The sequence below is a fragment of the Bacillus sp. NPDC057893 genome, assembly GCF_042796455.1.
Lineage (GTDB): Bacteria > Bacillota > Bacilli > Bacillales > Bacillaceae_G > Bacillus_A.
Genome location: NZ_JBHVNG010000009.1, coordinates 59,091 through 74,445, shown reverse-complemented (window position 1 = coordinate 74,445; position 15,355 = coordinate 59,091). Strand labels below are relative to the sequence as shown.

Sequence of the window (15,355 nt, the reverse complement as noted above, 5' to 3'; positions counted from 1 at the left end):
TCCCTTCTTTTTCTTTTGTTACAAAACTTCTATTATACTAATACGCTTGATAGAAATACGATTAATGCTGTTAATACTACCGCTCCACTTGCTGACCCTACGAAATCACCTTTTGTTACTTGTAATACTTGCTCTTTCATTTTTTTCATTCTCCCTTCTTTTTCTTTTGTTACAAAACTTCTATTATACTAATACGCTTGATAGAAATACGATTAATGCTGTTAATACTACCGCTCCACTTGCTGATCCTAAGAAGTCGCCTTTTGTTACGTTTAATACTTGCTCGTTGTTCATAATTTTCATTCTCCCTTCTCTTATTTTTGTTATAAAACTTCTATTATACTAATACGCTTGATAGAAATACGATTAATGCTGTTAATACTACTGCTCCGCTTGCTGATCCTAAGAAGTCGCCTTTTGTTATGTTTAATACTTGCTCGTTGTTCATATCATTCATTCTCCTTTTTTATAAGTTATCTATATGTAATTACTAAGAAATGATTAGTTCATAGTTTTCATGTTAACGTTACATTAAAATTAATCGCGTAACGTTTGTAACATTAATGTAACATAACTATTATTACGTTGCAATATAATTACGTAAATTTTGTTACACTTTTTTTACGTTTTTTTAAATAAACACTCAAAAACCTTGTTTTAATGCGTTTTCTACTACACTCACATTTGTAACACTCGTGTAACATTACGGTCATAAAGTGAAATGTAATATTATTCATCTCTATTTCGTTACAAAACAAAGTGAAACTTTAATCAGCGAGGGTTCCATTCCCTACTGATTATTCCCCCTCACCAATCGAGCTTTTACTGGCAATTAATGCGGGATAAAATACTATCTTTCCAAGATAAGTTTATATGTTTCCTCTATATAACTATGTATAATAAAAACAAAGAGGTGGTCATTTTGAAATTAATCGCATTAGATATGGATGGTACACTACTATCATCTAATCTTGAAATCTCCAAAGAGAACTTACAAGCTATCCAAACCGCAAAAGAAGCTGGTCATATTGTAATGATTTGTTCTGGCCGCGCGAAAGAGGATGCTTTAAAATTATTGGAAGAATATAAACTATCTCTTCCAGTTGGAGCAAGCAATGGGGCAATTGTTTATGTGGACGGAAAAGTAATTAACTCGCGTTGTTTACAAAACGATAAAGTATACAAGCTTGCAAAATTACTAGAATCTGAAGGTTTCCCATATAAGTTGTACACAAATAAAGGGGTTTATTCTCCTTATACATGGCAAGGTCAAGTCATGCAGGCATTCGAAGAAAACAAACATACACTAGATGTTACACTTGAGGAACTTGAAAGAATTACAGAAAAACAAAAGAAATCTAACTTAATTACTGATTTCAAAAAAATCGAAGATGTCGTAAATAATCCAGAATTAGAAATATCTAAATTCTTCATTTTAACATTTAATGCTGCTCATCGTTCACAGCTATTACAAACTTTACAAGGAGATACGGACATTTCAGTTACGGCATCAGCTCCTACTAATGTAGAAATTATGGATAAGCATGGCCATAAAGGCAATGGTTTGCAAGAAATGGCGGCTTATTTCAATATACCGATTGAAGATACTGTTGCAATCGGTGATAACTTTAATGACGTGCCAATGTTACAAGTTGCTGGTTTATCTGTTGCAATGGGAAATGCTGAAGAAGATGTAAAAAAACTATGTGATGTTGTAACATTAACAAACAATGAACATGGTGTTGCTCATGCAATCGAGCAATTTGTATTGAAACAAACTTCATCTAGTAAATAAAGTGAAACTTTAATCAGAGGTGGGGTTCCTCTGATTATTAGTTGAACCAATCGGGCTTTTACGGGCAGTTAATCTCCCACCTAACTTCCCCGCATGTGTCGATTTTTCAGGTGGGAGTCTTACTGCCCACAAATAGCGGGGTAAAAAAAGGACTCTTTCACTTTTTGAAAGAGTCCTTTTTTTACACATGGTGACAAGCAACAAAATGATTTTCACCCACATTACGGAATTCTGGTACATTCGTTTTACAAACATCTGTAGCAAAGGGGCAGCGTGTATGAAAACGGCAACCTGACGGCGGATTTGCCGGACTTGGAATATCCCCTTCTAGAATAATCCGTTCTCGCTTAACCGTTGGATCAGGTATTGGTACTGCTGATAATAATGCTTTTGTATATGGATGAAGTGGATTCGCAAATAACTCATCACGTGGCGCTGTTTCCACAATAGTTCCTAAATACATAATTCCAATTTTCGTACATAAGTGCTCCACAACACTTAAATCATGTGAAATGAATAAATAGGACAATCCCTTTTTCTCCTGTAATTCACTAAACAAATTAATGATTTGCGCTTGAATAGATACATCTAATGCCGCAACAGGCTCATCAGCCACAATAAATTCTGGATCTAATACCATTGCCCTTGCAATAACGATACGCTGACGTTGCCCGCCGGAAAACTCATGAGGGTACCGGTCAATATGATACGGCGCTAAACCACATAACTCCAATACTTCTATCACCTTTTCACGGACATTTTCTTTCGTCGCTAGCCCGTGAGCCAACATTGGCTCACCAAGCGCTTCTCCAATTCTCATTCTTGGATTTAATGAACTAAATGGATCTTGAAAGACGAGCTGCATATTAGGACGATGCTTTCTCAATTCCTCCTTGGATAAGGAATGAACATCGTGCCCTTTAAACTTTACTTCCCCCTCCGTTTTTTGGACGAGACGTAAAATTGTTTTTCCTATCGTTGTTTTTCCACTTCCCGATTCTCCAACGAGGCCGAATACTTCACCTTTATTAATAGTAAAACTTACTCCATCAACTGCTTTTACATGTCCAATCGTTCTACTGAATATGCCTCCTTTAATTGGAAAATACGTCTTTAAGTTTTTCACTTCTAATAATGGTTCACTCATTGTTCCGCACGCTCCTCATATAACCAGCAAGCTACTTTATGATCCTCATCGTGTACATTCAGATTTGGTGCTTCTTCTTTACATATTTCCATACAATGCTCACAACGACCGCTAAAGTAACAAAACTCATCTAAGCCAACTAAATTCGGAACTTGCCCTGGAATAGAATAAAGTTTATCTGTTCGTTTCCCCATTACTGGTTTTGATTTTAGTAACCCTTTCGTATATGGGTGTTTAGGATTTTGAAATAGCTCTACCACTGGAGCTTCTTCAATGACTTTACCACCATACATAACAACAACGTAATCGGCCATTTCCGCTACAACACCTAGATCATGTGTAATTAATAAGATAGACGTTTTAAATTCCTCTTTTACTTGTCTTAATAAGTCTAATATTTGCGCTTGAATCGTAACATCAAGAGCTGTTGTCGGTTCATCTGCAATTAATAACTTAGGGTTACAGCTTAGTGCAACAGCAATCATAATACGTTGTAACATGCCACCGCTTAGTTCGTGCGGATAAGAATGGACGATTTCATCCGCGCGAGCTATACCAACTTTACGAATTAATTCGGTTGCCTTCTTATACGCTTCATTTTTACTAAGTAATTCATGCTCTCTTAACGTTTCTACAATTTGTTCTCCTACAGTGAAGACCGGATTTAGCGATGTCATCGGTTCTTGGAAAATCATCGCAATGTCATTGCCTCGTAAACTACGAAGCTCTTTCTCTTTCATACCTAAAAGACTTCTTCCTTCATATAAAATATCTCCACCTACTACACTGCCTGATTCAGCAATAAGTCCCATAATAGATAGCGCAGTTACACTCTTCCCGCAGCCTGATTCACCTACAACACAAACTGTTTCACCTTCTCGAACTGCAAAGCTAACATGATTAACAGCCTTGACTGTCCCTTCCTCTGTCTGGAAGTGTGTTTGTAAATCTTTCAGCTCTACTACCGTTTTACTCATATTTCCTCACCTACCGTCTCATCTTTGGATCTAACGCATCACGAAGTGCATCACCAAGTAAGTTAATTGATACAACTGTTATAAAAATTGCAAAACCGGGCGGAATCCATAACCACGGACGCTTTTGAAAGTCGATTAATGAGTTAGCTGCACTAATCATATTTCCCCATGATGGTGTAGGTGGAACGACTCCGAGACCTAAGTAACTTAGTGCGGACTCTCCTAATATAGAACCCGCAACACCTAATGTTGATACAACAATTAATATTGGTAAAACATTTGGGATTAAATGATATACAATTTTGCGGTAATCTTTTATTCCTAACACATCAGCAGCCTGCATGAACGATTGTTCTCGAAGCGATAAAATTTGACCTCGTACGAGACGTGCAAGCCCTGGCCAACCTACTAAACTTAAAATAATCATAATGACATAAAGACGATAGTCAGATGGTACTTTCCATTCTGATAAAATAGCTCCCATTATAATAAGTAAGGGTAATCCTGGCATCGACATTAAAATATCTGCAAGACGCATTATAATATTGTCGACGATGCCACGATAAAAGCCTGCAATAGCTCCTAATAAAGCTCCTAGTATAACTGATAAAACCATTGAAGCTAAGCCAATTGTTAATGAAATCCGCCCCGCTTGCATAAGCCTTGTTAAAATATCCCTTCCTAATTGATCTGTACCAAGCCAATGAGAAAAACTAGGTGGTTTGTTAATTAGCGCAACTTGTATTTTTCCGGATGCATACGGTGAAAAGAATGGACCGATAAAACAAAATAAAAACATAAAAACTAATGCATAAAACCCTATAAGTGCCATCTTATTTTTCTTTATCCTTTTAAAAGCTTGCCTCCACGGTGATGATCCATTCCGTCTTTTCTTTTTTGCTTTTTTCTCTGTAATTGCTGTAACAGTTTCCATCTCTTTCCCCCCTTACTTCAACCGAATACGTGGATCAACAACTGCATATACAACATCCGCTAAAAAGTTTGAAAAAATTGTTAAACAAGAAAGAAACATCGTAAATGCCATTAATACTGTATAATCACGGAAATTAAGCGCTTCTAATTGAATATTGCCGATACCTGGCCAGTTGAAAATTTGTTCAATAATAATTGCCCCTGAAAACAATCCTGGTAACTCAAATGCAAGCAATGTAATAGCCGGTAAAATTGCATTTTTTAATGCATGTTTATAAATAACAGTCTTCTCCTTTAAACCTTTTGCTCTAGCCGTTCGAATATAATCTTGCCGTACAACTTCTAACATACTCGTTCTAAAATAGCGAGTTAATGAGCCTACTCCAAGGAGAGTTAAAATAAACACCGGTAAAACCATATGCTTTGAAACTTCTATTACGTAAGCAAGTCCAGTCGAATTACTACCAACATCAATCATCCCGCCTATCGGTAATAACTTTAAATCAACCGCGAACACTTTAATTAAAAACAAGCCGATAAAGAATGAAGGAAATGACATCGCTGCAAAAACACCAATTGTTACAAGCTTATCGAATAAAGAATATTGCTTTGTCGCTGAAAATACACCGATAATAAGTGCAATTAACCAAATAAAGAACAATGCAACGACCGCAACAATAAATGAATTCCATATAAATTTATTTAATAATGACGTTACAGGTTCTTGATATTGAAGAGAAAAACCAAAATCCCCCTGCAATGCATTACCTAGCCAGTGGAAATATCGCTCAACAATTGGTTTATTTAAACCATATAGCTCTCTAAGCTCCGCAGCTCTTTGTGGTGTAATCTTTGGATTTGAATCAATATAGTCACCTGGAAGAAGCGCGAACAAAAAAAAGATAATAACTGACGCACCCAACAATGTAGGAATCATTTGTAACAGCCTACGAATGATATATGTTTTCACCCTTTTTCTCTCCAATCTTATGCTTAAAATAGAAGAACATTTTTTCAAAGCGGCACTATTAATTGCCGGATGAAAAAATGCCTTCTACTTATACATTCTTATCGTTATTTTTCAAATGATAATACTGGTAAGTTTGCACTAATACTATTGTACTTTTCAGGGTCAATTCCTTTTATATTCCCGTTGTATCCTGTAATTGTCCTACGGTAGTTTAATAGAATTACTGGTGGGTCATCACTTAATTCTTTATACAGTTCTTTATAAATTGGTTTACGTTTTTCAATATCAACTGTCTCAATACCCTTTTTAATTAACTCATCTACTTTCGCATTTTTATAACCAAGACTCTTCTCATTGACACCAGATAAATATTCACCAGCTGTTTCACTTGGGTCACTTGTAATCGGTGTCGAAACAGAAGCTAAATCATAGTCACCTTTGTTTACCTTCGAAAGCATAGTATTAAAGTCCATAAATTCAGGATTAAATTCTACACCTATCTCTTTATAATTCTCTTTGGCAATTGGAATTAGTAAATCACTATCCTTAGCCGAACTTGGGCCGAAATAAGAAAGCTTTAATTTTTGACCATCTTTTTCACGAATTCCATCCGAACCAGCTTTCCATCCCGCTTCATCTAATAATTTTTTCGCTTTTTCTTTATCGTATTCATATTTATTAACCCCTTCTTCCGTATAAGCCCAAGAAGTCGGATGGATTGGTACGTTAGCTACTGTACCGTATCCTTTTAATGCTGTATCAACATACTTTTTGCGATCTAATCCATAAATAAGTGCTTGGCGAACCTTTTTATCCTTTAAGTACGGTTTATTATTATTCATATAAATATAATTAAATGATGCCGCTGTTTCGATTTGAATGTTCGCGAATTGTAAACCTTTCGCCTGTTCAAGAATTTCATCACCAGTACCTAGGCCAGTATAATCAACTTCACCTGTTTGGAATAATTGTAGTTTTGTATCACCAGCAGTAATTTTATAAATGAAGTTTGGAATTTTCGGCTTACCTGCATAATAATTTTCGTTTGCTACAAAACGAACTTCTTGACCTGGAATATACTTTTCAAATTTATATGGACCCGCAGCTATCGGTTTTCCATATAACTCTTTTAAATAATCTAAACTTGTATTTTGTTTATAGTCTTTTCCATAATACGCTTTTGATAACACTGGTCCACCTAAAGCAGTTAGTGTCTGCGAATTAACTTTTTCAGTCGTAATTTTAATTGTCTGTGGATCAACAACTTGAATTCCTTCAATAGAAGTTGCTTTTCCTTCTTTATATTCTTTACCACCTTTAACAGCATATTGAGAAATGTCTATTTCACCTTCATATGCCTTATCATGTAAAAGCGTCAATGTGAATGCTACATCATCCGCCGTTAATGGCGAACCATCACTAAATTTTAAATCTTTACGTAAATGGAATGTATATGTTAACTGATCAGAGGAAACATCCCACTTCTCAGCTAATTCTGGAGTCGGTTTTCCTTGTTTATCTGTCGATACAAGAGATGCAAAAATAACAGAAGTTACATTTCCATCCCAACCATTTTGCTGGAAGTATGGTAAAAAGACACCACCCGGTTTACTAATCCCAACAACTAACGTGTCTTTTCGATTTTTTGCTTTATCAGGTACTTTCGTCTTATCTGTAGCAGCAATCTTTTCGATTTTTATATTTTTTAAATCTTGCTGTTTAACTGGTTCTGTAGAAGCCGTATCTTCCTGTCCCCCGCAAGCAGATAACACAAACGAACTACTCAGTAATACTGAAAATACACCAGCCCATTTTTTTGTCTTTTTCTTCATTGTCCCCACCCTAACTTTTTTTTAATAATTACACTTTATGAACTGCTTGCCTTATGTATGCCTCCCACAGCAACATTTTATAGCCAATCGGAAAAGTCGGTTTTGAACGTAAAAAAACAGATGTTTTTGAGGGGTAACAATCTTATTCCGACCTTTCCGGTAGACTTTATGGTTATTAGCTTATATCTTTCAGTATATTTTGTCAATTATTTCTATATAAATATTTTGAGAGTTCTCCAAAAATTATTGAGCAATATTCAATTTGGGTAAACTTAACAATATACCATTATAGTTATCTTCTTGTAATCCTTGAATTCGTGCGTTGTGAGCAGAAACGACTTTACTATTGTTTAAGAAAATAACAGGTGGATCTTCACTTAACTCTTGATATAGTTTTTTATAGATTTCTTTTCGTTTTTCAATATCCAATGTTTCTAATGCCTGCTTAGCTAATTCATCTACTTTCGGATTATGATATCCATCATAATTACGCTTACTTGTCGAAACAAACTCCTCAATTGTTCCGCTCGGATCATCAATCATCGGTGTGGAGACCATCGCTAAATCATAATCTCCTTTAATTACCTTGGAAATCATCGTATTAAAGTCCATGTATTCAGGGTTAAAATCTACCCCAAGCTTTTTATAATCTTCTTTCATAACAGGGATCATTACATCATTGATTTTACTTGTAGGAGAAGCAAAATAACTTACCTTCAATTTCTGACCATCTTTTTCACGAATTCCATCTGACCCAGCTTTCCATCCAGCTTCATCAAGTAGTTTCTTTGCTTTTTCTAAATTATATTCGTATTTATTAATCCCTTCTTCTGTATACGCCCAGGAGACTGGTGTAATTGGTACATTGACGAGTGAAGCATAACCTTGGAAATACGTATCAATTACCTTTTGGCGCTCTAATCCGTAAATAAGCGCTTGGCGAACACGTTTATCTTTAAAGTATGTTTTCTTATAATTCATTTTAATGTAGCCGTAAGAACTTCCTGTATACACATTAATATTAGCGAAACCTAACTCTTTTAATTGCTCGATCGTCTCCACATTTGTCGTAAATCCATCATAATCTACTTCCCCCGCTTGAAACTGTTGCAAATTCGTATCACCTTTTGTAATTTTATAAATAAAGTGCTCAATCTTCGGTTTACCCTCAAAATAATTTTCATTTGCTACAAATCGAACTTCTTGGCCTGGAATGTATTTATCTAGTTTATAAGCTCCAGATCCCATCGGCTTGCCATATAACTCTTTTAAATACTCTAAATTCCCTTGCTTATACTCTTTACCGTAATAAGCTTTTGATATAACTTCTCCACCAATTAACGATAATGTTTGGGCATTTACCTTCTCAGTTGTAATCGTAATTGTTTTCGGATCAACGACTTGAATGCCTTCAATAGCTGTTGCCTTTCCTTCTTTATATGCTTGCCCACCCTTTATTGCTGTTTGGCTTATGTCCGTTGCACCACTATAAGTTGGATCATGCAGTAACGTTAATGTAAATGCTACATCATCCGCTGTTAACGGTGAACCATCACTAAACTTTAAATCATCTTTCAAATGAAACGTATATGTAAGCTGATCCTCCGAAATATCCCACTTCTTCGCTAGAATTGGGATTGGTTTCCCCTCCTTATCCAATCCAACGAGAGGAGCAAAGATAGCTTGTGTTATATTACCATCCCACCCATTTTCCATAAAATGCGGAAGGAATATCCCGCCAGGGCTCGGCATTCCCACTACAAAGGTATCTTTTCTTTCTTTTGCCTTTGCTGGACTTTTTGCTTTGTCACTCGCCTTAATAAACTCATCTTTTACTTTCGGCATCTTTACTGCTTCATTTGTACTTTTCTCTTCCTGAGCACATCCTGCTAATAAAACCGATGTACTAAGGAATGTAGCAAGTAACCCTTTCAAAGCCTTTCGCATAATTCTCACCTTTACTTTCCTGTTTTTTAATTAAGAGGTAACATAACGCCCCTTTCTGTAACTATCTTTATTTTACCTATAAAAATAGTATGAATTAATTTCAAGATTATTCCTTTCCAATAGTCATGTCAATCCTTGCTAATTGTTTTCTCTCAAAAAAACAAAAAACACCTTCTATTACCTAATAGCCACGCATAGAATAATAACAATTAACTACCAAAAAGGGGGCGAAAATATGGACAACCTATTCCAATATGTCCTGCACTATGTATTATTGACACTCATGATAGTCGGGGCGTTATTACTATTCCCTTTCTTCCCAAAGTTCGTCCTCTTTTTAGCTTTTTTTATTATGCTCGGGATCGCTATTATAATTTCAACGAGAGAAGATGCCACACAAAAAGAAAGCAGAGTTCAGCGCGTAAAGCTGTGAACTCTGCTTTCTTTTTTCAGTCATAACGTATTCTTGTTAAACCAATTACGAAAAATACTCCCGCAAATAAAATGAGTATACCAATATATCCTCCTATATCTGCTAATGTACCTCCCCTTACAATTAACTCAGTAAAGCCACGCATCGCCCACGTTTGCGGAACAAAATTTGAAGCCGCTTGCATCCATGAAGGCTCAATTTCAATTGGCCAATAAAGACCACTAATCATACACGTTGAAATTACAACGATATTCCCTAGTGCGGACTGCTGTTCTGTTGTTTTCACGATACTTGCCAATAATAAAGCTAGACCAATAACCGCTAATAGTAATACTGAAACGAGTGTAATAACCCCTAATAAATTTCCCCACTGCACATCAAATAATGAATGCGTTAATATCATTAAAACACCAAATTGAATCCACCCTATTAAAAAGAAGGAAAGGATATATCCTGCTAGTATTTGAATTTTTGAAACTGGTGCCCCTAATAAACGAGACCAAACACCAAGTTGTCTAGCTTTCAAAATAGTTCCCGTCGCACTTAACATGACAATCATGACGAATAGAATTGAAAAACCTGTAGCTCGCCCTGTAACGTTATTTAACTTTTGATCATCGTGTAAAATCGATTCTTTTTGAATCGAAACAGGATCTATTTTTGTATAAATTGTTTCATACATCGTTTCCCACGAAGTGTTACTTTTCTTCTCAAAATCTCTTGCTGCACTAACTTCTATCTCCATCTTTTTTAATGCACTTGCTAATACTTGCTCTACAGAAGTTCCACCCGTAAAATCAGCACTGGCTTGCAATTGAATATTTTCTACTTTTCCATCTAGCATACTCTTTTGAAAATCTTTCGGAATGATGATTATACCAGATGATTTCTTGTCTTCGATCCCCTGTGTCCCTTCCCTATACGTTACCTTTTCTATAGAAATTAAATCACTTTTCTTTATTTCCTCATAATACTTGCTAGATAATATAGAACCATCTTTATCTACTAAACTAATATTTACTTTCTCATTCCCACTTCCGCCTAAAAGTCCACCGAAAATGAGTGTGAAAATAATAGGCATTCCAAACATGAGTATATAACTTTGTGGCTTAATTAAAATTTGTTTTAATTCTAGCCAACAAAGCGCCCAAACCTTCTTCATCATTTCCCCTCCTATCTCGTACGTAAACGTAACGTTCCAATCATAACGGAGATAATTCCTGCACTACATAAACTTAAAATGACAGGGAATAGCACATCCCAAGATGTTCCCGACATAATATTTAAGAAGCTCGTAAGTGCCCATTTATTCGGAGCAATATTCGCAACTGTTTGAAGTGTATCGGGAAATACATAAATCGGTAACATTGATCCCCCTAATATAGCTAGTATTTGAATACCGATTCCCCCCATTAAATCTGCCGTTTTTTCCTCACGGATAAAGGCTGCAATTAACATAGATAAACCAGAAACACAAATTGCATAAGAAATTCCCAACACTACTATTTGAGACACGTCTTCGCCCCATTCCACATGAAACATAAAGTGTGTAGCAACTATAAATATTCCAAATTGTATACAGGAAAATAGTAATGTACCTAAAAACTTTCCGAATAAAATTGAAAATGAGCTCGTCGGTGTACTGAACAAACGCGCCAACGTTTCAGTTCGTTGCTCTGTTACAACTGACTTTGCACCTACTGTTATGTTATATAGTAAAAACATGACTAACATTGCTGCTGCATAATATTGCATCGCTGCAACTGTTCTTTTACCTATCGTTCCTTTTTGGATGTTATCCACACTTGCAGTTGCTATCGTCTGTAGACTTCCACTTACTTCTTTTGCAACTTGTGCTACATCACCCTGCTGAGATTTCGCTAATTCTGTTACAACACTTTTAGTAGATACTGCGACTGTTTGAACACGTTCTGAAAAAGAGCGGATCATTGATTCGGCAATTTTCGCTTGTATATCTTTTGATGGGTCTATAAGCACCTTTGGTTCTTTTAATTTTCCATCTTGTATTTGTTCGCTCCATTTATTTGGGATGACAATTCCTACATCAATTTTCTTTTCCTTTAACATATCTTCAAGCTCTTCCTGAGAATTAACTACCTTTACTTTCACATCATCTTTTATTTCTTTAGATTGCAATACATCTTTTTGAAAGACATCTGCAAACTCATCCGTTCCCTCTTGATAATAGCCAATTATTGTTTTCGGTAGTCCACCACTATCAAATACATTACTTAACGCTGAACCTAAAATCGCTGTTAATAAAAGCGGCATAATTAACATCATCATAAATCCGCGGCGATCAATTAAACGGATTTTTAAATCTTTCCATGCAATAATGAAACTTTTCATCTCGCACTAACCTCCTTAATCACGCAGTGAACGTCCTGTTAATTGTAAAAAGAGTGCTTCTAAATTCGGTTCTTGTACTTCCAGTTTTAAAATTTGAGCATTGTTCTCAACAACTACTGAAACAACCGTGCCAATCGCCTCGCCACCATTTAGTCCAATGTCAATTGTGCTAGTATCTTCGTCAAGAATAATCCGCTCAACAACAGGTAGTGCCTTCAACTTTTGTAGCAGTTCCGTACTATAGTGATTTAATTGCAATTTCACTATAAACCCATCTGTCAGACGATTACATAACTCTCTTTTCGTTCCTAGTGCAATTACCTTCCCATGATCAACGATGGCAATTCGCTCACATAAATACTCAACTTCTTCCATGTAATGACTCGTATAAATGACCGTCATGCCTTTTTCATTTAACTTTTTAACAGTCTCTAAAATATGATTTCTCGATTGCGGATCAATCCCGACTGTCGGTTCATCCATAATTAATAACTCTGGTTCGTGCATAAGTGCTGCACCAATATTAATGCGCCTTTTCATTCCACCTGAAAATGTTTCAATTTTATCTTTTCCCCGATCCTGTAAACCGACGTAAGCTAACACTTCCTCTGCTCGCTCTTTTGCAACTTTTCCATTTAAACCGTACATCTTTCCCCAAAAAACCAAATTTTCCTTTGCTGAAAGTGTCGGATACAGCGCAATGTCTTGCGGGACAATACCGATTTTCTTTTTCGCTTCTAATGGATACTCTTTTACAGATTTTCCGCCTACTTTTATATCACCACTATCGTATGGAATTAATCCGCAAATCATTGATATCGTCGTTGATTTCCCCGCTCCGTTTGGTCCAAGCAATCCAAATGTTTCACCTTTTTTCACTTCAAAAGAAACATTCTTTACGATTTCCTTCTTGCCAAATGATTTCGTAATATGATCTATGACTAACATATTGATTCAGCCCCTTTGCATTCATCTACACTTTCATTGTAGAAAAATTTCTTCTTCTCTCCATCACCCTTGAGATAGAAATACAAAATAAAAAAGCAGCAAATTCCGCTGCTTTTTCACACTTATATATGCCAAAAGTCATGTGTATGTCGTAACACCATATCTTACTGCGTATATTGCTGCTTGTGTTCGATCTCTCAGTTCTAGCTTACTAATCAAATTAGAAACGTGATTCTTTACAGTTCCCTCTGTAATGAATAACTTTTCAGCAATCTCTTTATTATTTAAACCAAGCCCAATTTCCCTTAAAACACCCACTTCACGCTCAGTTAATTGTTCTAGTTGTTTTGGCAGGGGGCACTCTACTGCTACTTTTGTCTTTTTTAATTCCTTTACAATTTGCGCTGTTATATCTTGAGGAAGCACAGCACCTCCACCGTGTACCGTTAAAATGGCTTGAACGATTGCATCCGTCTCCATGTCCTTCAATAAATATCCGCTCGCTCCTTGCTCTAATGCTCCAAAAATAAGCTCACTATCACTAAAAGTCGTTAACATAAGAACCTTTATATGAGGAAACTGTTCTCTAACTAAACGAGTTCCTTCAACACCATTCATACGAGGCATCCGAATATCCATCAAAATAATTTCAGGCTGTAATTGTTTCACCTTTTGTACGACTTCATCCCCATCACTAGCCGTCCCTACCACTTCCAGTTCCGGACGTAAATTTAATATCATTGCCAATCCATCACGAATCAGTGATTGATCATCAACAATCATAATTCGAATCATAACGCTCCCCCTATTATCCATGTTTTTTCTCGGAGTGGGAATTCGATTTTTAGGCGAAAACCTTTTTCTATTTCACTCTCAAATTGAATGATTCCACCATGCTCCTCTACACGTTCTTTCATATTAAGTAATCCAAACCCAGGGCTTACTTCATTGACTCCCATACCATTATCGGAAATACATAACTTAACTTGTTCCACTGAACAAACTAAACTTACTTCACATAAACTAGCTTTCCCGTGACGTTTTGCATTCGTTAAAGATTCTTGCATAATACGAAGCAACGTAGGCTGTAGTGACAACGGAATCACAACCGGATCCCCTTGTAATTGAAAAGATACTTGTACTTTCGTCGCTTTAGAATATCCATGTAACATTTCTCGCATATTCTCTATTATATTCCCTAGTTTACTTTCTTCTTTTAAGGCATGCACAGAAGCTCTTACTTCTTGAAGTGATTTTCTAGCTAACCCATGACATGTATGTAAAACCTCTTCAGTAGCGTCCGATTTTTGTTTCCATAAAGCCTCTGCCAGTTGCAACTGAACAAGTAAAGCAGTCATATTGTGACCGACGGTATCATGAATTTCTCGGGCAATATCATTCCGTTCCCGAACAGCTGTCAATTCTTCCACCTCTTTAGCATATAGCCGTAATTGTTCATGTGCTTCTTTTAAAGCTGTATGAGATAATGCTAATTCCCCATATTGCTCATCTACCATTTGCCTAGCAGCTGTAAGTTTTTTTATCAAGTTTCCAGCTAAAGCACTAAAAATGATAAACATAAAGTTAATTGCATTACTCTCCAATTCCAAACTCCCTGTATGTTGGTACGTATGCATTATATTTATAAACCAACAAAGAAAGAAAAAAGCGATGAAACAATAAGTCATACTTTTACGCCAATCATGAATAAATAATCCTACCGCATCAATTCCAAATATAATTAAATACAAACATGTCTCGGGAAATAAAAATCCTAATAATGCTGTGACAATACCGTTTGCGAGCAAGGTATAAAAAATGAGTTTCCTACTCTCTTTTGCTTTTACAAGTAAAATATGATTCACAATATAAATGAAAAGTGCAATACCGACAAAAATTTGTAAATTTGCTGTTTCACGTGAAACATGATTTGCGTAAACGAAACAAATCATAACGATTGTAGCAATCCGCGCGTATCCTAACATAAAATTCTCCTCACATTT

General features: G+C 36.0%; 16 protein-coding genes. 2 read left to right on the top strand and 14 right to left on the bottom strand.

The window, feature by feature from the left end; all coding sequences use genetic code 11:
- Positions 1-32 precede the first annotated feature (32 nt).
- From ACFVQC_RS25380 to ACFVQC_RS25370, 3 genes are read right to left on the bottom strand one after another with little or no spacing between them, the layout of a single operon-like run.
- On the bottom strand, positions 33-149 hold the full coding sequence (locus ACFVQC_RS25380; RefSeq protein ID WP_219916885.1) for a DUF3948 family protein: 117 nt from the start codon (positions 147-149) through the stop codon (positions 33-35).
- A gap of 34 nt (positions 150-183) precedes the next feature.
- Positions 184-294: a DUF3948 family protein gene (locus ACFVQC_RS25375; RefSeq protein ID WP_001058532.1), complete on the bottom strand. Its 111-nt coding sequence runs from the start codon at positions 292-294 to the stop codon at positions 184-186.
- 43 nt (positions 295-337) lie between these two features.
- Positions 338-448 carry a DUF3948 family protein gene (locus tag ACFVQC_RS25370; protein ID WP_070127846.1) on the bottom strand — a complete coding sequence of 37 codons (111 nt, stop codon included), beginning with the start codon at positions 446-448 and terminating at the stop codon, positions 338-340.
- A gap of 474 nt (positions 449-922) precedes the next feature.
- On the opposite strand from ACFVQC_RS25370, the gene ACFVQC_RS25365 reads away from it, so the two are divergent.
- Positions 923-1,795, top strand: a complete 873-nt coding sequence (locus ACFVQC_RS25365; protein WP_377899567.1) for a Cof-type HAD-IIB family hydrolase — start codon at positions 923-925, stop codon at positions 1,793-1,795.
- A 181-nt stretch (positions 1,796-1,976) separates the two neighbouring features.
- On the opposite strand, the gene ACFVQC_RS25360 is transcribed toward ACFVQC_RS25365, so the two are convergent.
- The 6 genes from ACFVQC_RS25360 to ACFVQC_RS25335 form a co-directional block, all read right to left on the bottom strand.
- The gene (locus ACFVQC_RS25360; RefSeq protein WP_377899565.1) at positions 1,977-2,942 is read right to left on the bottom strand and encodes an ABC transporter ATP-binding protein; all 966 of its coding nucleotides are present in this window, start codon (positions 2,940-2,942) and stop codon (positions 1,977-1,979) included.
- Positions 2,939-3,919, bottom strand: a complete 981-nt coding sequence (locus ACFVQC_RS25355) for an ABC transporter ATP-binding protein (protein ID WP_377899564.1) — start codon at positions 3,917-3,919, stop codon at positions 2,939-2,941. The genes ACFVQC_RS25360 and ACFVQC_RS25355 overlap by 4 nt, the downstream gene beginning before the upstream one ends.
- Positions 3,920-3,929: 10 nt before the next feature.
- Positions 3,930-4,853, bottom strand: coding sequence for an oligopeptide ABC transporter permease (gene opp4C, locus ACFVQC_RS25350; RefSeq protein ID WP_377899563.1), 924 nt, complete (start codon positions 4,851-4,853; stop codon positions 3,930-3,932).
- Positions 4,854-4,865: 12 nt separating this feature from the next.
- Positions 4,866-5,822 carry an ABC transporter permease gene (locus ACFVQC_RS25345; RefSeq protein ID WP_377899562.1) on the bottom strand — a complete coding sequence of 319 codons (957 nt, stop codon included), beginning with the start codon at positions 5,820-5,822 and terminating at the stop codon, positions 4,866-4,868.
- A gap of 104 nt (positions 5,823-5,926) precedes the next feature.
- The gene (locus tag ACFVQC_RS25340; protein WP_016095121.1) at positions 5,927-7,654 is read right to left on the bottom strand and encodes an ABC transporter substrate-binding protein; all 1,728 of its coding nucleotides are present in this window, start codon (positions 7,652-7,654) and stop codon (positions 5,927-5,929) included.
- A 243-nt stretch (positions 7,655-7,897) separates the two neighbouring features.
- The gene (locus ACFVQC_RS25335) at positions 7,898-9,601 is read right to left on the bottom strand and encodes an ABC transporter substrate-binding protein (protein ID WP_377899561.1); all 1,704 of its coding nucleotides are present in this window, start codon (positions 9,599-9,601) and stop codon (positions 7,898-7,900) included.
- Positions 9,602-9,836: 235 nt separating this feature from the next.
- Here ACFVQC_RS25335 and ACFVQC_RS25330 point away from each other — a divergent pair, with 235 nt between their 5' ends.
- Positions 9,837-10,034 (top strand): hypothetical protein, encoded by a 198-nt coding sequence (locus ACFVQC_RS25330; protein WP_000369263.1) that lies wholly within the window; start codon positions 9,837-9,839, stop codon positions 10,032-10,034.
- A 16-nt stretch (positions 10,035-10,050) separates the two neighbouring features.
- Here ACFVQC_RS25330 and ACFVQC_RS25325 read toward each other — a convergent pair whose 3' ends face one another.
- The 5 genes from ACFVQC_RS25325 to ACFVQC_RS25305 all read right to left on the bottom strand — a co-directional run bounded on the left by ACFVQC_RS25325 (position 10,051) and on the right by ACFVQC_RS25305 (position 15,337).
- The gene (locus tag ACFVQC_RS25325) at positions 10,051-11,196 is read right to left on the bottom strand and encodes an ABC transporter permease (RefSeq protein ID WP_377899560.1); all 1,146 of its coding nucleotides are present in this window, start codon (positions 11,194-11,196) and stop codon (positions 10,051-10,053) included.
- A gap of 11 nt (positions 11,197-11,207) precedes the next feature.
- Positions 11,208-12,404, bottom strand: coding sequence for an ABC transporter permease (locus tag ACFVQC_RS25320; protein WP_377899559.1), 1,197 nt, complete (start codon positions 12,402-12,404; stop codon positions 11,208-11,210).
- A 15-nt stretch (positions 12,405-12,419) separates the two neighbouring features.
- On the bottom strand, positions 12,420-13,352 hold the full coding sequence (locus ACFVQC_RS25315) for an ABC transporter ATP-binding protein (protein WP_377899558.1): 933 nt from the start codon (positions 13,350-13,352) through the stop codon (positions 12,420-12,422).
- A gap of 138 nt (positions 13,353-13,490) precedes the next feature.
- A complete protein-coding gene (locus ACFVQC_RS25310) occupies positions 13,491-14,147 on the bottom strand; it encodes a response regulator (protein WP_377891807.1) in 657 nt (218 codons plus the stop codon).
- Positions 14,144-15,337, bottom strand: a complete 1,194-nt coding sequence (locus tag ACFVQC_RS25305; protein ID WP_377899557.1) for a sensor histidine kinase — start codon at positions 15,335-15,337, stop codon at positions 14,144-14,146. Before ACFVQC_RS25305 ends, ACFVQC_RS25310 begins: the two co-directional genes overlap by 4 nt.
- Positions 15,338-15,355: the final 18 nt, after the last annotated feature.